The 21,525-nt window shown below is 32.8% G+C and carries 17 protein-coding genes and 1 tRNA gene; 6 read left to right on the forward strand and 12 right to left on the reverse strand.

The genetic code is table 11. The features are described 5' to 3' along the window. Positions 1–49 precede the first annotated feature (49 nt). Genes BM296_RS16125 through BM296_RS16145 form a run of 5 tightly spaced genes read right to left on the reverse strand, consistent with a single transcriptional unit; the run spans position 50 to position 3,475 of the window. A complete protein-coding gene (locus BM296_RS16125; protein ID WP_091904495.1) occupies positions 50–628 on the reverse strand; it encodes a mechanosensitive ion channel domain-containing protein in 579 nt (192 codons plus the stop codon). Positions 629–631: 3 nt separating this feature from the next. Next, entirely contained in the window at positions 632–1,579 is a 948-nt protein-coding gene (locus BM296_RS16130) for a septum formation inhibitor Maf (RefSeq protein ID WP_091904497.1), read from the reverse strand. A 29-nt stretch (positions 1,580–1,608) separates the two neighbouring features. After that, entirely contained in the window at positions 1,609–2,196 is a 588-nt protein-coding gene (locus tag BM296_RS16135; protein WP_091904499.1) for a Maf family nucleotide pyrophosphatase, read from the reverse strand. Positions 2,197–2,199: 3 nt separating this feature from the next. Then, positions 2,200–2,727 carry a KdsC family phosphatase gene (locus BM296_RS16140; RefSeq protein WP_091904501.1) on the reverse strand — a complete coding sequence of 176 codons (528 nt, stop codon included), beginning with the start codon at positions 2,725–2,727 and terminating at the stop codon, positions 2,200–2,202. Continuing rightward, a complete protein-coding gene (locus BM296_RS16145) occupies positions 2,711–3,475 on the reverse strand; it encodes a Rossmann-like and DUF2520 domain-containing protein (protein ID WP_091904502.1) in 765 nt (254 codons plus the stop codon). Before BM296_RS16145 ends, BM296_RS16140 begins: the two co-directional genes overlap by 17 nt. A gap of 137 nt (positions 3,476–3,612) precedes the next feature. On the opposite strand from BM296_RS16145, the gene ccsA reads away from it, so the two are divergent. Then, complete coding sequence (gene ccsA / locus BM296_RS16150; RefSeq protein WP_091904504.1) at positions 3,613–6,792, forward strand: cytochrome c biogenesis protein; 3,180 nt, start codon at positions 3,613–3,615, stop codon at positions 6,790–6,792. Between the two features lie 70 nt (positions 6,793–6,862). On the opposite strand, the gene BM296_RS16155 is transcribed toward ccsA, so the two are convergent. Next, a complete protein-coding gene (locus BM296_RS16155) occupies positions 6,863–8,134 on the reverse strand; it encodes a M14 family metallopeptidase (RefSeq protein ID WP_091904506.1) in 1,272 nt (423 codons plus the stop codon). A gap of 347 nt (positions 8,135–8,481) precedes the next feature. On the opposite strand from BM296_RS16155, the gene BM296_RS16160 reads away from it, so the two are divergent. Together BM296_RS16160 and bshB1 are read left to right on the forward strand one after the other, a co-directional pair. Next, positions 8,482–9,633 carry a trans-sulfuration enzyme family protein gene (locus BM296_RS16160; protein ID WP_091904508.1) on the forward strand — a complete coding sequence of 384 codons (1,152 nt, stop codon included), beginning with the start codon at positions 8,482–8,484 and terminating at the stop codon, positions 9,631–9,633. Positions 9,634–9,659: 26 nt separating this feature from the next. Further along, positions 9,660–10,376, forward strand: coding sequence for a bacillithiol biosynthesis deacetylase BshB1 (gene bshB1 / locus BM296_RS16165; protein ID WP_091904510.1), 717 nt, complete (start codon positions 9,660–9,662; stop codon positions 10,374–10,376). On the opposite strand, the gene BM296_RS16170 is transcribed toward bshB1, so the two are convergent. Both BM296_RS16170 and BM296_RS16175 read right to left on the reverse strand, forming a co-directional pair. After that, a complete protein-coding gene (locus tag BM296_RS16170) occupies positions 10,373–12,457 on the reverse strand; it encodes a tetratricopeptide repeat-containing sensor histidine kinase (protein ID WP_245787039.1) in 2,085 nt (694 codons plus the stop codon). The genes bshB1 and BM296_RS16170 overlap by 4 nt on opposite strands. A 231-nt stretch (positions 12,458–12,688) precedes the next feature. Then, positions 12,689–14,737, reverse strand: a complete 2,049-nt coding sequence (locus BM296_RS16175; RefSeq protein ID WP_091904512.1) for an ATP-binding protein — start codon at positions 14,735–14,737, stop codon at positions 12,689–12,691. A 156-nt stretch (positions 14,738–14,893) separates the two neighbouring features. On the opposite strand from BM296_RS16175, the gene BM296_RS16180 reads away from it, so the two are divergent. Continuing rightward, positions 14,894–14,969, forward strand: a tRNA-His gene (locus BM296_RS16180). 139 nt (positions 14,970–15,108) lie between these two features. Here the strand turns inward: BM296_RS16180 and BM296_RS16185 are convergent. The 3 genes from BM296_RS16185 to BM296_RS16195 form a co-directional block, all read right to left on the reverse strand. After that, the gene (locus BM296_RS16185; protein ID WP_091904514.1) at positions 15,109–16,659 is read right to left on the reverse strand and encodes a M28 family peptidase; all 1,551 of its coding nucleotides are present in this window, start codon (positions 16,657–16,659) and stop codon (positions 15,109–15,111) included. A 158-nt stretch (positions 16,660–16,817) separates the two neighbouring features. Continuing rightward, a complete protein-coding gene (locus tag BM296_RS16190) occupies positions 16,818–17,507 on the reverse strand; it encodes an SGNH/GDSL hydrolase family protein (protein ID WP_027066865.1) in 690 nt (229 codons plus the stop codon). A gap of 13 nt (positions 17,508–17,520) precedes the next feature. After that, positions 17,521–17,943 carry a hypothetical protein gene (locus BM296_RS16195; RefSeq protein ID WP_143099091.1) on the reverse strand — a complete coding sequence of 141 codons (423 nt, stop codon included), beginning with the start codon at positions 17,941–17,943 and terminating at the stop codon, positions 17,521–17,523. A 150-nt stretch (positions 17,944–18,093) separates the two neighbouring features. Between BM296_RS16195 and BM296_RS16200 the strand changes: the two genes are divergently transcribed. Continuing rightward, the gene (locus tag BM296_RS16200; protein ID WP_177214972.1) at positions 18,094–18,549 is read left to right on the forward strand and encodes a YfiM family lipoprotein; all 456 of its coding nucleotides are present in this window, start codon (positions 18,094–18,096) and stop codon (positions 18,547–18,549) included. Between the two features lie 13 nt (positions 18,550–18,562). Here the strand turns inward: BM296_RS16200 and BM296_RS16205 are convergent, their stop codons facing one another. After that, positions 18,563–20,047 carry a S10 family peptidase gene (locus tag BM296_RS16205; RefSeq protein ID WP_091904516.1) on the reverse strand — a complete coding sequence of 495 codons (1,485 nt, stop codon included), beginning with the start codon at positions 20,045–20,047 and terminating at the stop codon, positions 18,563–18,565. Positions 20,048–20,282: 235 nt separating this feature from the next. Here BM296_RS16205 and BM296_RS16210 point away from each other — a divergent pair, with 235 nt between their 5' ends. After that, a complete protein-coding gene (locus BM296_RS16210; protein WP_091904518.1) occupies positions 20,283–21,419 on the forward strand; it encodes a Gfo/Idh/MocA family protein in 1,137 nt (378 codons plus the stop codon). The last annotated feature ends 106 nt before the right edge of the window (positions 21,420–21,525 follow it).

The raw sequence follows: 21,525 nt of genomic DNA on the forward strand, positions 1-21,525 counted from the left end.
TAATAAGATTAGTACCTACGCTTGCTTTTTTACGACTTCTTTAACAAAATCAAAGCGTTTGTTCTTCCTCTTCTTCCGTGTTCAAAAATTCACCTTGCTGATAGGTTGAAATTAATATGACACCCTTTTGTAATACTAGGTTATTCGGGTAGGTTAGAATCTCACCGTTACTTCTTCTTAAATGAAGATGAAAAGCCCTAATATCTTCTATTACAAATTTATCTAGGTCTGTATTGTTAGGATCAAGTAATTCTTTGTCTAATATTCTAATAGTATTTCCTATTTTAAAAGGGAAAGAAAAGAAAATTATTACTCCTGCGGTTATATTACTAAGAATAGACCATTGCGCAAATAATGCTACACCAATTACTGCAAAAACAGAGGACAGCATAACGCCTAAATCTCTATAATTTACACTCCATACCAAGGTAAGAACAACTATTGCAATAATGGTTAGAGCTATATTTATAAACTTGATAATGAGGTTTGTACGTACAGGATTGTAATCACTGATTTTACTTACCTTTCTTACCGCTGTGGTAAATAAGAATTTTAAAACAAGTATAACAATTAATACAATGAGACTGTAGATTAGCTCATTATGATGTTCGGTAATAAATTCTTTCATACACTATAACCCTAAACTATCTCGCAAAGATAAATCCTTATTCGTTTTCTTCTGCCAATAGGGTGTTGTAATCCTGTTAATTCTTGTTGCTTTTGAAGTTAAAACTTTTTTATTGTCACCAAATCCATCATGAAAAGTATCTGTCCAATTTTCTATCATATATGGAAATTTATTTTCAAAATTAATCTTTAGTGTTCTTTCTAACTCAGGATAACTAATTTCATAAGTCTTTAAACCATTTGCTTCGGTCAAAGAGGCAATTGCCTTATATGACCTAAACTCCTTATGGGTAAGCCTAATAAATTCTAATGATGGAATCATAACTATTTCTCCCGTTGGTAAGTCTGAAGGGTTAATCCTGATTTTATTCCAAATTTCGTTTTCTAAATGAGCTTTTTTTAAATGATAATTTTGATCAGCTTCAGATTCAAAATAAGAATGGCTCGTTATTTCAAAATCCTCTTTATTATTCAACTGCGCATAAACATGTCCGCACCATTCTTGAGATGAAAATGAAAGTTTTATTGCATGTTCATTATCATGTACAGGATAGAAGCTACTGTTCATTATAGAATAGGGGTAAATACCTGTTATATAATTTTTTGTAGCATTTAGTTTTAAAACCGGAATATTATTCTTGTTACTATTGTCTGCTTTAACTTGCGTTCCTGGTGTAAAAGGTTCTGTTACATATATCATAACAGCGCTTCCTTCTCTTATTTCCCCGTATCTGGCTTGTTCTAAATTATAGGATGTAATTTCTGCGGTACCATTGTACCAATAGTCTTTAAACTCTTGCGAAAGCTCTTTTTTAGGAGCTTCTGTTTTTGAAACTGAGGTAGACATAGCTAAGGTGTTACTATTACTCGCTGGTTTTTCCTTGCAACTGGTAAGTACTATTAATACACCGAAAATGCTAAAAAAAGTTGTATTTAGTTTTAAGAATTTCATACCTGCTATGTTTTTATAATTACAATATATTAGGTTACTAATTTTGATAATGTTTCATAAACTAATTGAGTAGGTAAACCAACTACGTTTGTGTATGAACCTTTAATTTGTTCAATGCCAATTAAGCCTAGCCATTCTTGAATACCATAAGCACCTGCTTTGTCAAAAGGTTGATATTCTTTTATATAATGGCGAATTTCTTCAATAGATAACTCTTTAAACTTAACCTCGGTTATCGAATGTTGTATTATCTGTCGTTCATTAGTAGTGAAACATACAGATGTAATTACTTGATGCCATTCTCCAGACATTTTTTTTAACATCGATTCGGCTTCTTCACTATCAATAGCCTTCGCTAAAGATTCATTATTGTACCAAACCACGGTATCAGAAGTTATTAAAATATCCTTAGGTTTTAATTCAAGTTTAAAAACTTCTGCCTTTAATTTTGCTAGATAATCTGATATTTCAGCTCCTTTTAAATCTGTTGGATATATTTCGTCAACAGACTTAATTCGCACTTCAAAATCAAGCTCCATATCCTTAAAGAACTGATGCCTTCTTGGTGAACCCGATGCTAAAATTAGATGATAGTCTTTTAATTTATTCTTTAGCATATTTTAATCGTTTGCAGCGCTAAAATGACTGTTCCAATCACCACGTACTTTTAACACTTGTTCTATAACATCACGTACACAGCCATTACCTCCGTTAATGTGTGAAATATACTGACTAACACTTTTTACTTCAGCAACGGCATTTTGTGGACAAGTGGCTAAGGCTACAGCTTTCATGGGTGGTATATCTGGTATATCATCACCCATATATAATACGTTTTCCGCATCAATGTGGTAAATGTCCAAATATTCTTCTAAAGCATCCATTTTGTAATGTGCTCCCATATAAATATCGGTAACTCCTAAAGCTCTTAATCTAGTTTTTACACCTTCATTTGTGCCACCGGTTATAATACATACATTATATCCTTTACTAAGCGCAACTTTAAGTGCATAGCCATCTTTAACACTCATTTTTCGTAATAACTCGCCTTCGCTCGTTACCAAAAGACTACCATCGGTAAATACCCCATCTACATCAAAAATAAATGTAGTAATATCCTTTAAATATTCTTTATAACTCTTTTCCATGCTTTTCTTTAATTGCGTTGCTTAATAGGGTGTATAGCTCCCTTTGGTGTTTGTCTTTTATTAATTGTAAATGATTGTGTAATGTTTTCTGATCTCCTCGTTTTGCAGGTCCTGTTTGGGCTTCTAAAGGAGTGATCTTGTCTAATTTAGACGCAGTCTCTTTAATTAAAGGTTGTAGTAATTTAAAATCTATTTGATGTTCAGAACAGATTTCTGCGCCTACGGTATACATATAATTAGTGAAATTATTGACAAAAACTGCCGCTACATGTAGTGTTTTTCTTTGGTCAGAATCTAATTCTACAACGGTGTTGCTTAGTGTATTTCCTAGTTTTTTTAATAATTCTAAATCATCTTCATTTGGTGATTCTATGCAAATAGGAATTTCGTTGAACGTAATAATTCTGTCTTTGGTAAATGTCTGTAAAGGATAAAATATGCCCGGACGCTTAGCGGTACTTAGTTCATCAATGGAAGTAGCCCCAGATGTATGTACTAAAATACCATCAATATTTTTAAAATTTTGGGCTACAACGCTGATGGCATCGTCTGAAATGGCAAGAATATAAATATCGGCAGCTACTATCTTTTCAAAATTAGAACTTGTTATTGCTTGATCTGTTACGAAAGCCAATTTTTGAGGGTTTCTGCCTATTACCTGTTTAACGCTTACGTCATTTGCCTTTTCTAATGCGTTAAAGAGATTCTGAGCTACATTTCCTGTGCCTACTATTACAACGGATATCATGTGGCAAAAGTACAAAGTTTATAGAAGTCTTGTTGTATTAAAATTAACAGTTTTAATGAAGTTATAAAGCAGTAAAAGCCATTCGTAAATGATGAAAACACCGTATTTTTGCATCTTGAAAATCAACTCCTACTTCCATGACGGAAATGTTCAAGAAAATATTCTTCTCTACTCGATTAATGTCTATTCTATTTATCGCTTTTGCAACAGCGATGGCATTCGGTACTTTTATAGAAAGCTGGTATAGCACAGAAACTGCAAGAATTTGGATTTACAATGCCTGGTGGTTTGAAGTTATAATGGTGTTCTTTGTTATTAATTTCTTAGGAAACATATCTAGATATCGCTTATTGCGTCTAGAAAAATGGCCGGTATTACTATTGCATTTATCTTGGGTATTGATAATTATAGGTGCATTTGTAACCAGATACATCAGTTTTGAAGGTATGATGCCTATTCGCGAAGGAAAAACTGAAAATGTATTTTATTCCGATAAAACTTTTTTAACGGTTTATGTTGATGGTGAAATTGATGGAGAGGCTAGAAGAAAGATTTTAGAAGATGATCTAATAGTTACTCCAGAGGCTATAAAATCTAATCTTCCATGGAAAGCAGATTTCAACAATGAAGACTTTGAAATTTCTTATGTAGATTTTATAAAAGGTGCCAAGCAAGGTCTACTACCTGATACTAATGGAACTAAATTTTTGAAAATAGTTGAAGCAGGTGATGGTGAACGTCATGATCACTATTTAGAAGATGGTAAAGTAGCCAGCATACATAATGTATTATTTGCTTTGAATAACAAAACTGATGGTGCCATTAATATAATGACTACAGATTCTGTTTATCAAGTTCATTCTCCTTTTGAAGGGAATTATATGCGCATGGCAGATCAGTTTCAAGGTGTTTTGGTAAAAGATAGTCTGCAACCTTTAGTCTTGCGTTCGTTGTATAATACGGCCGGTATGCAGTTTGTTATTCCAGATTCAATTACTCAAGGTTCATATGGTATTGTTGAAATACCTGAAGCAGAGAAAACAAAAATGGATCAAGATGCTATAATTTTTGATGTTACTGCGAACGGAGAAACAAAACAAATCAAATTATTAGGTAGTAAAGGACCTTCCGATTTTAGCGAAAAGGTTAATGTAGGCGGACTCAATTTTTCTATTAGATATGGTTCTAAAGTTTACGAATTACCTTTTGGGATTAAATTGAATGATTTTATAGCCGAGAAATATCCTGGAACAGATAAAGGTTATGCATCTTTCATGAGTAGGGTTACCATTGAGGATGAAAGACCTTTTGATTACGACATTTTTATGAACCACGTACTGGATCATGATGGTTACCGCTTTTTTCAATCGGGTTTTGATCCGGACGAAAAAGGAACAACATTATCTGTAAATCATGACTTTTGGGGTACTTGGATCACCTATATTGGTTATTTTCTATTATACATAGGCTTAATGGGAATTATGTTTTTTGGCAAGACCCGTTTTAAAGATTTAGCTGATTCTTTGGATGAACTTAAGATCAAAAAGAAAAAAATGTTTGGAGTGTTGGCTGTTTTAATGGCATTCTCATTTTCTTCTTTTGCTCAAGAGCAACACACACCAGAAGAAGGGCATCAACAGGCACCTAGCAAGACACAAATAGATTCTTTACTTAAAGCCAGTATGGTAAGTAAAGAACATGCTGATAAGTTTGGTAAGCTAGTAATACAAGATGAAGGTGGGCGTATGAAGCCTATTAATACATTTTCATCAGAATTGCTGCGTAAGTTAAGTTATAAGGACACCTATTTAGATTTTTCTTCGGATCAGGTATTACTTTCTATGATGATGAACCCTGCTGTATGGTACAATACAGAGTTTATTGCGTTAGATAAGAAATCACAGAATGATAGTATTAGAAAAGTTATTGGTATTCCTTCCGGTCAAGAATATGTAAAAGCAACCGATTTTTTTGATAAAAAAGGGCAGTACAAATTAGAGCCATTTTTAAGGGAAGCAACAGCTACTACCAACCCAAATAAATTTCAGCAAGATTTTAAAGATGCCAATATCAGATTGAGTTTATTGAATCAGGCTTTAGGTCAAGATATTGTTAAGATATTTCCGTTGCTTGACGATGAAAATAACAAATGGATTTCGGCAGTAGAGTATAGGGGAGGGCAGTATGAAATTAGAGATTCTCTTTACTCCAACTTTGTAAAGAATGCAATGCCTTATTATTTAATGACTCTAGGTAAGGCTCAAGAAAGTGGAGATTATGCTTCTGCAGATAAATTATTGGCAGCTTTTCAGCAGAATCAATTAAATCATGGTAGTGAAGTATTGCCATCAAAGAAAAAGATTGATACTGAGGTTATTTATAATAAACTAAACATCTTCAATAAACTGTATAGGTATTATGCAGTTGTAGGGCTTTTGATGTTCTTTATTCTTGTTTTTCAAATTTTCAAAGATCGATCGATTTGGAGAGTTGCAATATATTTCTTTAAGGGAACTATAATGTTACTTTTCATTTGGCACACTGCTGGTTTGGTTCTACGTTGGTATATTTCTGGTCATGCACCTTGGAGTGATGCTTATGAAAGTATATTATACGTAGCATGGGCTACCATGGGTATTGGTTGGGCGCTAGGTCGTAAAAGTGATATGACTTTTGCAGCATCTGCATTTGTAACTTCTATGCTTTTATGGATAGCACACCAAAGTTGGGTTGACCCATCAATAGGTAACTTAGTTCCAGTTTTAGACAGTTATTGGTTAATGATACACGTAGCCGTAATTGTTGGTAGTTATGGACCTTTAACCGTTGGTATGATCTTAGGTCTTGTTTCATTAATTTTAATGATTTTGACAACCAAAAAGAATAAAAAACGTATGGCAATCAACATAAAAGAATTGACCATAATTAATGAATTAGCTTTGACCACAGGACTTGTCATGCTTACCATTGGTAACTTTTTAGGTGGACAATGGGCCAACGAAAGTTGGGGTCGCTATTGGGGTTGGGATCCAAAAGAAACTTGGGCACTTGTTTCTATTATGATCTATGCCTTTGTAATACACACAAGATTGGTTCCTGGCTTAAGAGGGAAATGGACTTTCAATTTTATGAGTGTTGTTGCTTTTGGTAGTATTATGATGACCTACTTTGGTGTTAACTTTTATTTGGTTGGTCTTCATAGTTACGCTAGTGGAGCCCAGGTTATTACGCCAACTTTTATTTATTACTTAGTTGCTGGAGTGCTGGTATTAGGCGGAATAAGCTTTTGGAGGTATAAAGTTAATTACAGCAAATAAAAATTTTAGTATAAAAAAGCCTCGTGGTATACCACGAGGCTTTTTTGTTAATATACCTTAAAGATTGTTTTTAATCTTGATTATCAAGTAAATCCATTAATTCTTCAGCGGCTACCTTACCTTTTTGTTTTAAGAAATCTCTAGGTGTGTTATCTCCTAATTCAAAAACTATAGCTGGCATACCGTGGTTCACATAAAAATAATTGCGTGATACCATAGTAGGCTTAATATTGGTTGATGGTTTCACATTTGTATGCTTTTGAGGCAATCTATCGGTAATATTCGCTATCCAATCAAAAACAATTTTACCTTTATCACCGGTAATCGTAGTGTCGATAGGGTAGTAGATATCGTCCCATGTAGAGTGGAAATCTACACCGAAGACAAACTCATATCCTTCAGATTCTTTTGTTACCAGAAAATCTCTAACACTTCTTGTTTCTGGCTGATTAAAATCTTGCCAGTCTCTATTCAAATCTATTCCGCCCATATTATGTCGCCAGTTGCCATTATCAACACCATCAGGATTCATTAATGGGACAACAAATAAGTCATAGTTATCTCTAAATTTCTGAGCTTTTTGGGAGTCTCCTGTTAAGGTTTCAATAAAAGATTTCATTGCCAGAAAACCAGTAACTTCTGGTGGATGTTGTCTAGAAATCACCATAACAGCTTTTTTATTTTTTTTAGAACTTACCTCCATTAAGTTCATAGCTCTATTCTCCTTACTTTTTCCAATTTCATACGTAGAAATAAATGGCTTGGTTGATAATGAATCTATCCAGTTTTTTACTCGTGTAGAGCCATAAAGCTCTTGCGCGGTAATATATGTTGATGTTTCACTTATTTTGACTTTTATCTCGACGAATTCTGGTGCTGCCTTAATGCCAAAATCACCAACACCTTTATTTAAGGCAGTATAATTTGTACTATCTAAAACTTTAAAATTCTCACCATCTGTACTTATTTTAGGATAATATCTACTACGAGAATCTTGATAGGTCATTTTAATGGTTATAGTTTTAGGGGTTTTTGACCAAACCTTAAAAGCATACCAAGGACTCACATTAACTGGTGTGTTTTCAGCTGTTATTAAAGCGGTAAAGTGATTGTTTCCGTCAGAGGTTATTCCGTTTAGTCTTCCACTTTCAAAATCATTACTGAAAAATGTAGCTTCATCGTCAAAAGTCCAGATTCCTTTCCACTGTTTTTGAACTGGTTTAGATAAAGTGGAGACTACTGCACTTTTCCCTTGACCTTGATATCCTTTTGCAACTGGTTCTTGGTTTTTACATGCAGCTAACGCTACAATTAAAAGAAATATATAAATTGATTTTTTCATGATAAATAGATATTCAAATGGCTATTGCTAATGTTAGATTTTATTAATTTATTCTTTGTGGATATACTTATAAATCTAAAAACAAAATGTGACAGTTCTAGTATTTCAAAGGTTTTTGAATAAACTATTCAATATTTTATAATTCTAGCTAATTATTTATATAGTATTATTAGCTTGTTGTTATTATTCTGTTTTATATTTTTTCAAAGTTATTTTAATTGTGTTCTGAAAGTTTTAAAACTATAAGGAGACGAAAGAGGTTGTAATAGTTATAATCACATTCATAGCAATGTTAGAGATAACATTTACATTCTATTCCTTACCTTTATTTTTTATAATTTTTGCATATGAATTCGAATAAAAAAGGATTGAACACCATTTGTACACACGTTGGTGAATTAGAGGACAAACAACATCGTGGAGCAATTTCTCCATTATATATGAGTACATCTTATGCTTATGAAGATGTTGATGTAAAACGTTATCCTCGATATTTTAATACACCAAATCAAGAAGGACTTTGCAAAAAGGTTGCGGCATTGGAACATGCGGAATCTGCACTTATTTTTGGTAGCGGTATGGCTGCAGTGAGTACAGCTTTATTAGCCTTTTTAAGAGCAGGAGATCATGTGGTTTTACAACAGACCTTATACGGTGGAACCTACAATTTGGTCAACGAAGAGTTTTCTAAATACGGAATTGAATATTCTTTTACCGATGGGTGGGGTGCCGAAGCATTTGAAGCTCAAATTAAAGAGAACACTAAAGTAATTTATATAGAAACACCTTCTAATCCTCTATTGACAATTACCGATTTAGAAGCCGTTGCTACCATTGCGAAAAAACATGGAATCACAACTTTAATCGATAATACATTCGCGAGTCCGGTAAACCAAAATCCAATTGATTTTGGTATTGATGTCGTAATTCATAGTGCTACCAAATACATGGGTGGTCATTCAGATATTTGCGCAGGCGCAGTAGCTTCTACAAAAGAAAATATGGAGCGTATTTTTCATTTAGCAAAAAATTTTGGTGGTAGCCTCAGTGATTATACCGTTTGGTTGTTGGAAAGAAGTATGAAAACAATGGGAATACGGGTAAGGGCACAAAATGAGAATGCTTTGGCAATGGCTCATTTCCTTGACGGATTATCACAGATTGAAAAAGTATATTACCCAGGTTTACCATCTCACCAAGATCATGAAATTGCCAAAAAGCAAATGAAAGGATTTGGGGGAATGTTATCTTTTGAATTAAATTCAGATTTAGATGCATCTCAATTTCAAAAAGAATTGTCGTTAATAAAACCATCAATGAGTCTTGCTGGTGTAGAGAGCACAGTGCTGTCACCATCCAAAACATCACACGCACTTATGAGTGCAGAGGTAAGAGCGGAACAAGGTATTGCTGACGGACTAATTCGTTTTTCTGTTGGTATAGAAGAAGTAGAAGATTTAAAGCAGGATATCTTACAGGCTTTAGAAAGTATAAAATAATAAGCATCAATTAGAATTGGTATAGAATGAAGTTAGATATTTTAGTATTTGGAGCGCACCCTGATGATGCAGAGCTTGGTGCCGGTGGCACTATAGCCAAAGAGATTGCATTAGGTAAAAAAGTTGGTATAGTAGATTTAACTCGTGGAGAGTTGGGTACAAGAGGGTCTGCAGAAATTCGTGATAAAGAATCTGCTGCTGCAGGAAAAATATTAGGTGTAGAAGTTCGTGAGAATTTAAGGTTTAGAGATGGATTTTTCGTTAATGATGAAAAGCATCAACTAGAAATTATAAAAATGATACGCAAATACAGACCACATACTGTATTGTGTAATGCTGTTGATGACAGACATATTGATCACGGCAAGGGAAGTAAATTGGTAAGCGACGCTTGTTTTTTAAGTGGATTAAGGCGTATAGAGACTAGAATAGGGCAGGAGAGCCAACAAGAATGGCGGCCTAAATTAGTATATCATTACATTCAATGGAAAAATATTACTCCAGATTTTGTTGTTGACATTAGTGAATATTTGGAGGCTAAAACAGATTCAATTTTAGCATATGGCTCACAATTTCATGATCCTAGTAGTAATGAGCCTGAAACTCCTATTAGTAGTAAAACTTTTATAGAGAGTGTTCACTATAGGGCAAAAGATTTAGGAAGACTGGTTGGTGTAGATTATGCAGAAGGTTTTACCGTTGAAAGAATGGTGGCTGTAGATTCGCTAGATAGCTTAATTTAAGCAGATTCTTTGTACTGTTTTTGTATTCTTGGTATGGTAAAGTAGAAGCTTGACCCTCTACCCAACGCACTATGTACCCATATTTTACCATTGTTTTTCTCAACCATTTCCTTACATAAAGAAAGACCTAATCCTGTACCTTTCTCATCGTTGGTACCGTAAGTGGTGTGGTTAGAATCTTTTTCGAAAAGTTTGCCTATGATTTCTTCACTCATTCCTAAACCGTTATCCTTAACGTAAATTTCGCATGTTTTAATTTTTTGAATTGCACCAATAATGATTTTACCATTATTAGGTGTAAATTTTAAGGCGTTACTTAATAAGTTTCTAATAATGATATCAATCTGGTTGGGGTCCGACCAAACCTGACAATTAGGTTCAATTCTATTAATTAAAGTAATAGATTTAGCTTCTGCAATTTCAGATAATAGTGCAATATTTTCCTCAACAATACTATCTAAATTGGTTATGGAATGTCTTGTAATAGACCCATTCATCTGGGTTTGCCCCCAAGATAATAAGTTGTTAAGTGTAAAGGAAATGGTATCTATATCAACTTTAAGTTTAGGAACAAAATTCAAAAACTCATCTTTGGTCATTTCTCCTTCCTTAAATAATTTTAATAGCCCCTGAAAAGCACCGATTGGTCCTCTTAAATCATGACCAATGATAGAGAATAATTTATTTTTTGTCTGATTCAATTCATTTAAGTAAGCTTGTTTTTGTTCAAGATCAGCTTTCTTATTTCTTAGTTCTTGATTCAGTTTTTTCTGCTCTTGTTGATTTCTATGTACAATGAACGTTATAATAGCAAAGATGAAAAGTATTATTATAAAAATATAAATGTAAATTTTCTGTTTTGCTAGTGCTTTTTCATTTTCTACGATTAGTAGTTGTTTTTGTTGATCATATTCTACTCTAGTTTTAAGCATATTCAATGCTTTTTCATTACTAATTGCAGAAAGAGATTCATACGTTGTTTGGTATAGCTCATGGTACCAAAGCGATTTTTCAAAGTCTTTTTTTATTTTGAATATTTTGGAAAGGTTTTGTGTACTATTTTTAATTCCGGATCTAAGACCAATTTTCTTAGATAAATTAAATGCGTTAAATGCATATTCTTCTGCTATACTATCTTTTTTAAGATTTAAGTAGGCTTCTGTCATACCATTTAGTAGATCTATTTTACCTCTGTCATCCTCTATTTCTTGGTGTAATAATTCGCTTTGCTTATACCAATAAAGTGCCCAAGTATTCTTATTCTTTTTGAGATATATTTTTCCTTTAATTTCATAACAGTATGCTAACCATTCTAGTATTTTTTCTTTTTCAAACGTAGCTATACTAATGTTAATATTATACATAGCATAATCCAATTCATTCATGTCTGCATATGTAGAGGCAATGTTACTTAGAGTTTCTGCAAGAAAGACAGGATTGCCGACTTCTTCATGTACGGCTTTTGATTTTTGTAAAAATACCATCGCTTGTTGAAAGTCCTTTTGCTCAAGGTATAAGTGGGCAATGTTATCATTTATAATGGAAATGGAATTTTTGTAATTATATTTTTCTGCAATTTCCATTGCTTCTAAATACCATTTTAATGATTTTGAATAATCACCTTTAAACCCATACTCCTTAGCTAAATCATTTAAGGTTCTTACCTTTAAAAAGTTGTTTTCATATTTTTCGGCAAGTTTATAAGCTTTATTGAAATATATAATAGCTTGGTCTATTTTACCTTTATCAGAATAATATCCTCCCATTGAATGATATGAACTGATCTCACCATTTGTGTATTCAGCCTTTTTACTTAAAGCTAAATTTTTTTGGCTAAGCGTATACAGACTATCCAAATTATGAAAACGGTACTCGTATGCAAGTGCAATTAAGTTGTGTATATAAAGAGTATCTTTAGAGTTGAAGTTTGAAGAATTTCTTATTTCTTCTATTTCGCTCAGTAAAATTTCTCTTTTTGAAGATTGTGAAGCTAAAGTGGTGAATGATAAAATTAGGAATATAACCATACAACCTTGAAGCAGGTTGTTTAAACAAAATGGTTTTAATATTCTAAATTTCATAGATATCACTATAATGTGAATCTAAAATTAGTTTAGAAGATTACGGATTAGTAATAAATGTTGTGAAATGCGAATTATTGTGTGTTTTAACGTTCTAAAAGTGTAGTTCGTCGATGATTTTGATTTTTTTGATACAAATAATTATTAAGGGACGAAATGTAAAAAAATGAATGTATCAGAAAATTATTTTAAACCTTATGATTGTTTTATGGGTGTAGTCAATATTATGTTTTATGCAATATCCACGGGCAACTGAACAATAAATTGACTTCCTTTATTCGGTTCACTTTTTACAATAATTTCTCCGCTATTTTTAATGACCATAGCTTTCACCAAACGAAGTCCTAAGCCGGTACCTTTCTCTAAATTTGTACCATAGTTAGAGAAATTTTCAGTGTCACTGAATAACTTTTGTACATCAGATTCTGTCATGCCAACGCCAGTATCAGAAACTTGAATAACTAAGTTTTTATCTTTTATTTTAGTTTTGATAGTAATCATACCTTCGTTTGGAGTGAATTTAATGGCATTATTGATTAAGTTTCTAAATATAACATTGAACTGTTGAAGGTCGGCAAAAACACTATGATTGACAGCAACTTGGTTATTTATAGTTATCGCTTTTTTATTTATTTCATTACGATATAGCTGTAATATAATATCCAATTCATTTCTAACAGAAATGCTTCTAACGTTTATTGTATTTCCTTGCATCTGAGTTTTTCCCCAATGTAAAAGGTTATCCATTGTAAATTGAACTTGCTCTAAGTCTTCTTTTAATTGTGGAGCAAATTTTTCAAAATAATCCTTGCCTTCAGGATCTTCTAGATACAAAGTTAGAATTTCATTCAATGATATAATTGGACCTCTTAAATCATGACCAACAATAGAAAAAAGACGATCTTGATTAGAGTTTATTTGAGTTAATGCTTCTTGATTTTTATTTAATATTTTAGCTTGGTTTGCTAGTTTTTTGTTTAATAATTTTTCTCTTTTGTTAGCATTTAAAATAAGGAAAACAATGACTAGTGAAGTGAATAGTGCTGCTAATGCCCATTTTACGTACTTACGTTGTTGATTTATAGCTAATTCATTCTGAGCTTTTAGATTTTCGGTTTCTTTTTCAAAATTTAATTTTGCATTGAGCATTGTTAAATTTCGTCTATTCTTTTTCTTGAAATTGTCGTTAGAAAGTTTTTCGGTTAGTTCAAGGTATTTTAAAGACTCTGCTACATCATCTTTACTTTTGCTAATTTCATATAACGTTCTATATGCTTTTTCTAGACCTGTATCATAATCAGAAGATGCATATAGCATTACACTTTCATTTATATTCGCCTCAGCTTTCACTAAATTATTTAGTCCTAAATATGATCTTCCAAGACCATATTTTATATCAGCTTTTGCTTTTACATCATTGAACTCATCATGCATATCTAAAGATTTCTGATAATTCACTAAAGCATTATCAAAATCATTTAATGTTAAATAATACAACCCTAAAGTAGAAAAGGTCCATGCTAACCATGTTGTTTGCTTATTTTTTTCAAGCAGCGCTAATGTTTCGTCTAATTCAATCTTTGCTTGGTTTAAATTTCCTAATTCAATATTTAAGAATGCCATATTACTTAGCATCATAGCTTCTTTAGTTGGGTCTTTTAAATTTTTAACGTGTTTAAAGGCAACAGCATAATATTTTAAAGCCTCCTCATTATCTTCAAGGCGACTAAAAATAGTGCCCAAATTCATATTCATTCGAAACAAGTGAAACTGATCACTATTCTTTTCTGCTATAGCTAGAGTATGTAAGAATTGAGTGTAAGTGGAAGGATAGTCATTTTTGAAATAATATCCTTGTCCAAGAATATTATAAATTTTCATTTCTGTTTTAGGAAAACTACTTAATTCAGGATTTTTAATTGTCTCTAAGGAGAATTCAATTGACTTGTCTGTTTGACCTGTGTACAAGTATAAAGTTGCAAGATTTGCTAAGGCTTCAAGCTCCCCTTGTATATATTTATTTTTCTTACTCAGTGCAAGTGCTCTTTCTGAGTTTACTAGCATAGAATCTTGCTCTATAAGTCTTTGGTAATAAGAGAGCTGGTTTAGGTTGTCAATATATTGAGGTGTGTTTTCTGAAAAATTAGGGGAATGGGTTAATCTCGAAATTTTTTCATGATAAAAATCAATACTGTCTTTTTGAGCGAAAGCACTAAAAAAGCTAGTACATATAAATGCAAATAGTAAAAAATTATGCTTATAATTTGATATAGAATGCATTATGAAGGTGGTGTAATCTTAATAGGTTGTGTTAGATAAAACTTGAAGTTAGAAAAATTATTATAAATGATTCTTAAAATTAAATATTTATTGAATTTTCAAATTATTATTTGTTAGAACTGTTTAAAAAAATTATCTTTGCACTCGCTTACAAATGGTGGTTGTAGCTCAGCTGGTTAGAGCATCGGTTTGTGGTACCGAGGGTCGCCGGTTCGAACCCGGTCTTCCACCCTAAAAGCAAACTAAAAGTCTTAGATTTATTTCTAAGGCTTTTTTTATTTAGAGTAGGTCACTAACTTATTCATAGCGCATAAAAAAGCCTAATAGTTACCATAACTATTAGGCTTCTTCATTTACGTATCTAAAGACTTTTAGTCTACTTTTAATTTTTGTTCTCTATTTGCAATTTCCCAAGCGGTATAAAAAATTAATCTTGTTCTATTTTCCAACAAATCGTAATTGATTTTATCTGGAGTATCACTTGGCTTATGATAATCATCGTGGGTACCATTAAAATAGAATATAATTGGAATATTGTTCTTTGCAAAGTTGTAATGATCACTTCTGTAATAAAAACGGTTTGGATCGTTCTCATCATTATAGGTATAATCAAGTTCTATATTGGTGAACTTTTTATTAACCTCTTCAGAAAGGTTATGAAGCTCTAAACTTAGTTTGTCAGAACCTATTAAATAAATATAATTGCGGTCTCCTTCACGAGCTGGATCAATTCTTCCGATCATATCAATATTAAGATTGGCTACGGTATTTGCAAGTGGAACAATTGGGTCTACATCTGTGTAATATTGAGAACCTAGTAAGCCTTTTTCTTCTCCTGTTACGTGTAAGAATACAATTGATCGTTTTGGACCATTACCTTCATTAGCAGCCTTCTTAAACGCTTCTGCGATTTCTAAAAGAGCAACTGTACCAGAACCATCATCATCTGCGCCATTATTAATATCTCCATTAGCAGAAATACCAATATGGTCTAAGTGAGATGAAATTACTAAATACTCATCTGGTTTTTCAGAACCTTTAATGATTGCAGCAACATTTTCAGATGCAATTTTATCGTTAGAACTTTCAAAACTTAATTGTAAGCTTTTACTTAATACTTTAGGCTCGTTATATGTTTCAATATTAGATAGTAAGTTAGTAGCAAGAACTTGGTCTATAAATAAACTATAGAATTCAGGAGCGTTATCATCAACAACTTCCATTCTTCCACTATTATTAGTTTTCATAGATTCAAACCTACGTTTAAACCTATTAAAGTTATCAGCGTCATAATATAAAACACCAGTTGCACCTTTATCTACTGCAATCTGAATTCTTTTTGTTAAAGATTCTGACATGTTACTCCAGATAGAAGTTTCATTAGTGCCAGTAATTGTATAGTTACCATCATCATTTTTTGGCTCACCAGATTTCATTAGAACAATCTTGCCCTCAACGTCAATATCATTATAATCAGAGTATGATGGATCTTCTATGCCATAAGCTGCATATACAATTTCCTCAGCAGTTGTGTTTGCAGCAGTAAATGTTAGCACATGTTCGCCTATAGTAAAATCTGTGCCATTGAGACTTAATTTTCCAGTAGGAAGTTTACTGATTTCTAAAGGCACTTCTTGAAAATAATTTCCATCTTTTTTTGCTGCAGGTATTCCTAATTTTTCATACTCGGCTTTTATGTATGCTATAGCTTTTTTCTGACCAGGCTGACCAGTTTCTCTACCTTCAAAATCATCTGATGCATAGATGTATAAATGCTCTTTTAATTCTGCTTCTGTAATTGATTCTGCGTATGTAATTTCAGATGCAACAGTAGATGCTTCCGTAGCCACATCTTTAACTGTTTTTTGAGAAGAATTACATGAAATGGCCGTAGCGACCAATAGGAATAGTGTCTTTTTCATTTTATATAAGTCAAATTTTTTCAAAAATAATCAAATCTTAACTAGTATGTAAGCTATTTAATACCAACAAATTTGAATTAAATTCTTAGTTGAAATTCTAATGCGTATTGGGTTTAGTAAATTAAGAGCTACTGATTTAAATCAGTCTAAATCAAATACTATTCGTTCAAAGCTTTAGCAATTGCGGCTTCAACTAAAGGCTCCATAACTTTGTAGCCTTTAACAGTTGGGTGTACTTCATCTCTAGCATATTTTTTTGGTAGACCATTACGTTTATCAACCATTTGCGAAAAATAGTCTAAGTAAATGTGACCTTGTTTATCTGCATATTGTTTGATCATTTTATTTAAAGCAATTATTTTACCTGAGGGTTCTAAACCTGGTTTCCATGGATAGTCATAAGCGGGTAAGGTAGAGGACAAAATTACCTTTATATTATTGGCATGTGCCATTTCGCTCATACCTTTAATATTGTCCATTATCATTTCTAAAGTAGAAGGACCTGTATTTCCTGCTATATCATTGGTTCCGGCTAAAAGAACTACTACTTTAGGGTTAAGGTTTATCACGTCTTGTCTAAAACGTATTAACATTTGCGGTGTAGTTTGCCCGCTTATCCCTCTATTTACATAGGGCTTATCTTTAAAAAATTCTGGACGATTTTTCAACCATCCAATTGTGATAGAATTTCCCATAAAAACGATACGGTCATCATTATTTTCAGTTTCAGATAATAGTGTATTTGCTTCTTCAAAATGTTTTAAATCTGCCCAATCTTGGGAATGCAAAGAAGTCAAACCTAATAAAGTTAGCATAAAGGCTATTGTTAATTTATTTACTGTTTTCATTTTATATATCTAATTAGGTATTTTGAATTTGGTTTTTTTCGTCTGGTGTTAGTGGTATGCTATTTATAATATTATCCTTATTTGGTCTTTGCACTGCTAAATAAGCTAATAGACATATAGAAATAACAAGAGGCAATGCATTACCTGTATTATAATAGGCAAAGAGTCCTATAAACGCAGGCATTTCTATAAGTGCATATTTTAAGTGTAGTGCAGATTGATATTTTTTTAATTTTTCTTCAAACTTGATATCCATTTTTATTTTAGATGTCATTTTTTTAAAAATCCATTGACTACCAAAATACCCTAGCATAGCAAAGACAGGTACAGCATATAAAAAAGGACCTTGTCCATTGGTACTGGTATTGAACGTGTTTATTTGCAGAATAACCCAAACCGTAAAAATGATTAACCCTCCAAGTAAGAACAAATGCATGATTGATAGGCTCTTAATAAAATTTTTTAGTTCCATATTTTTTTTTGAAATTCTAAGATAATATAAAATAAATCGAATGGGTATTTAACCTGTAAATAGTGGTATAATTTAAAATGGTGGCATAGCCTAGAATATTTATCTTTGCACGGTATGCAAAAGATTCTTATAATTTTAATTCTTCTTTTTACGCTTCATAGCACCTATTCTCAAATAGAACAAGACAAAGTACTTCACTTTTTAGGAGGAAACTTATATGGTTTAGTAGGTGCAGGAGTTGCCAATGAAATTTCTGATGGTGACAGAACCTGGACCTTTATTGGTGCTGTAGGTGGTAGTTTACTAATTGGATTGGCAAAAGAAAGTATAGATCAGAATCAATATGGAGGATGGAGCAATGAAGATTTATTGGCTACCGTATTAGGAGGGGTCACAGTAGGGGTCACCATTGATATTTTCAAAAAACGAAAACAACGCAAGAGGGAGCAGTTGTTTAAAGATGCTATTAAAACTGCAGATTTTAGCTCTAAAAAAATATTCCCAACAGCAACAACTGAAATTAATTCATTGTTGGTGTTGGGAATGACTACTAGTGTTTTAGAAAAATAAATGTAAGTGCCGATTAATATTTGGCGCTTTTACCTGTAGCAATGGTTCGCTTAATAAAATCACGAATATCATCATTCGCTGTTTTTAAATCTTCTCGCCTTAAGTACATCATATGTCCTGATCTATAGCCCTTAAAACTAAATCTATCTTTCATACGGCCGCTTGGGTCAACTTGCCACATTGTATACTTAGCATTAAAATATGTAGTAGCGCCATCATAATAGCCAGATTGTACCATTACATTTAAGTATGGGTTCTGTGCCATTGCTTGTCTAAGATCTTCCCTCGTATTATCATCATCATTGTTCCATGGGTGAACTGGTCCGAACATATTATACTTTACATCGGTTTTGAAATTTAATTCTTCTTGTAAATAATAATTAATAGCAGGGGTAAAGCTGTGTAGCCAAGAGGTAATTTCAGAATTATAGTCAGGGCGCATGCCTGCTATTTGTTTGTCTATTCCTAAGTATCTAGAGTCTAAACGCCCTACGGTATGCCCGCTTTTATCCTTTAAAAGATTTTTCCAATAGAAAGATGTAGGAACCACTAAATTTTGGTCAAGAATATCTTTTTTGTTTAGACCGGAATAGTATGCCATTTTATCTGCAACGGCATCTTTTTCAGCAGCACTTAAGAACCCGCCTTTTGCAAGTGCTGGTATTAATTTATCAATGGTGTATGCTTCTGATTCTGGTAAAATTTCTAGCAAATCTTTACTCTGTAACGCAGGGGGTAAAGCTTTATGATGCCATGCTGCGGCAGTAAAATATGGTAGATTTATGGCTTCGGCTACTGGCCCGCTATTTCTTATTACTTTATAATCTGCAGGAGATACCATTATTACACCATTTAAGTACATCCATTGCTGATTTTGTAGCGCTAATGAAAGCCCCATTACACGTGTGCCACCATAACTTTCTCCAATAATATATTTAGGTGAACGCCATCTGTTATTTCTAGTAACAAAAGTGTTTAGCCATTCGGCTAAATATTTAATATCCGCATTAATTCCAAAGAACTTATCTCTATCAACATCTTTACCACTTGCAGGTATGGTGCGGCTATATCCTGTATTTACAGGGTTTACATAAACAATATCTGCAATGTCTAATACAGAATGTGGATTTTCACTAACACCGTAAGGTTGAACGGGATATCCTTCATCATCAATTTTTAATATTCTAGGTCCGGTATACGCTAAGTGCATCCAAACTGATCCTGATCCTGGTCCGCCATTAAATGAAATTAACAAGGGTCTTGCTGCTCTATCTTTAATATTGTTTCTGGTGTAATAGGTGTAATGTAATGATGCAATTGGCTTTGCATTCTCATCCCATACCGGTTGTGTTCCCGTTTGTGCGGTATAAGAAAATGTAGTGCCATTAATTGTTGCATTGTGCTGTGAGGTAATGACAGTATCTATAGGCAGTTCCCTAGACTGTGCCAAGGCAAATGAAGTCGCTAGACAAATAGATAGTTGTAAAAGTTTTTTCATGGTTTGATAAGGTTCTGTTGAATAACGAAAATAAGAATAAAAGCTTGAATCTATATTCTGAAAAGGTTGATTTCTAAGTTAATATCATATCGATAATTTAGGCTTCTTTAAAAAAGGATTAGTCAATTTTTTTTAAAAAATTATTGATATTTTGAATAAAAAATTAACGCCGTAATTTAGGCGTTCACTGATTTTTATTTAATTTTCAATACTTTTTATTCATAAAAATAAATACATGAAACATTTTACAAGACGCTCTTTTAGCAGTTTAGCTACAAAAGGAATTTTAGGGTCTGCATTATTAGGAAACTTACCAATGGCAAATGCATTTACTTTGAGTGATAAGAATAAAAAGTTAGGAATAGCTCTTGTAGGTTTAGGTAGTTATAGTACTTATCAATTGGCACCATCGTTACAGGAAACGGAACATTGTTATTTAGCAGGAATTGTCACTGGTACTAAGGAGAAAGAATCAATTTGGAAAGAGAAGTATAATATACCAAAGCAAAGCATATATAACTATGATAATTTTGATGCTATTGTAAAGAATGACACAATTGATATTGTTTATGTAGCATTGCCCAATAGTATGCATGCAGATTTTTGTATCAGAGCTGCCAAAGCGGGAAAACATGTTATTTGTGAAAAACCCATGGCTGTTAGTGTTGCAGAGTGCGATGCCATTATTAATGCTTGTAATGAGAATAATGTAAAACTCTCTGTGGGCTATAGAATGCAAAGTGACCCATATACCAAAGAGGTGAAAAAATTCGTAAAAGAGAAAACCTTTGGAGATGTTCTTTTTGTTTCTTCAGATGCAGGTTACATCTCTAAAGGAAACCCTGATCAATGGCGATTAAATAAAAAATTATCTGGTGGCGGTGCATTAATGAATATGGGTGTTTATGCAATACAAACCAGCATTTATGGCACAGGTCAAAACCCTATATCTGTTTCTGCTCAAGAGTTTAGTACAAGACCAGATTATTTTAAGGATACTGATGAAACCATTACCGCGCAATTTAAATTTGAGAATGGAGCAGTGGCGCATATGATGACTTCACATAATGCGAATGGTAACAGGTTAAAAGTGCATTGTAGTGATGGTTGGTTTCAACTTGACCCTGCACATAGTTATGGCCCAATAAGTGGTATAACTTCTAACGGTAATATATTAGAGTTTCCGCACAAAAGGCAACAGGCTCTGCAAATGGATGATTTCTCAAAGCATATTCTTACGGGTTCTAAAAATATAGCACCAGGCGAGATGGGAAAACGTGATATGATTATCGTTGAGGCTATTTACAAATCTATTTCTGAAGGAGGAAAAGAACAGAAGCTGTCTCTAGGTAATTTAGGTGTAGTTTCTTAATTTACTTGTAATCAGATATTTAATTGGTGTGTTAACTATTATTTTATCTTTTGATTACCATGGTTTTAAGTTAATTTTACATCTTAACACAAGCATAAACTTCTGT

The organism is Maribacter stanieri (assembly GCF_900112245.1).
GTDB lineage: Bacteria > Bacteroidota > Bacteroidia > Flavobacteriales > Flavobacteriaceae > Maribacter > Maribacter stanieri.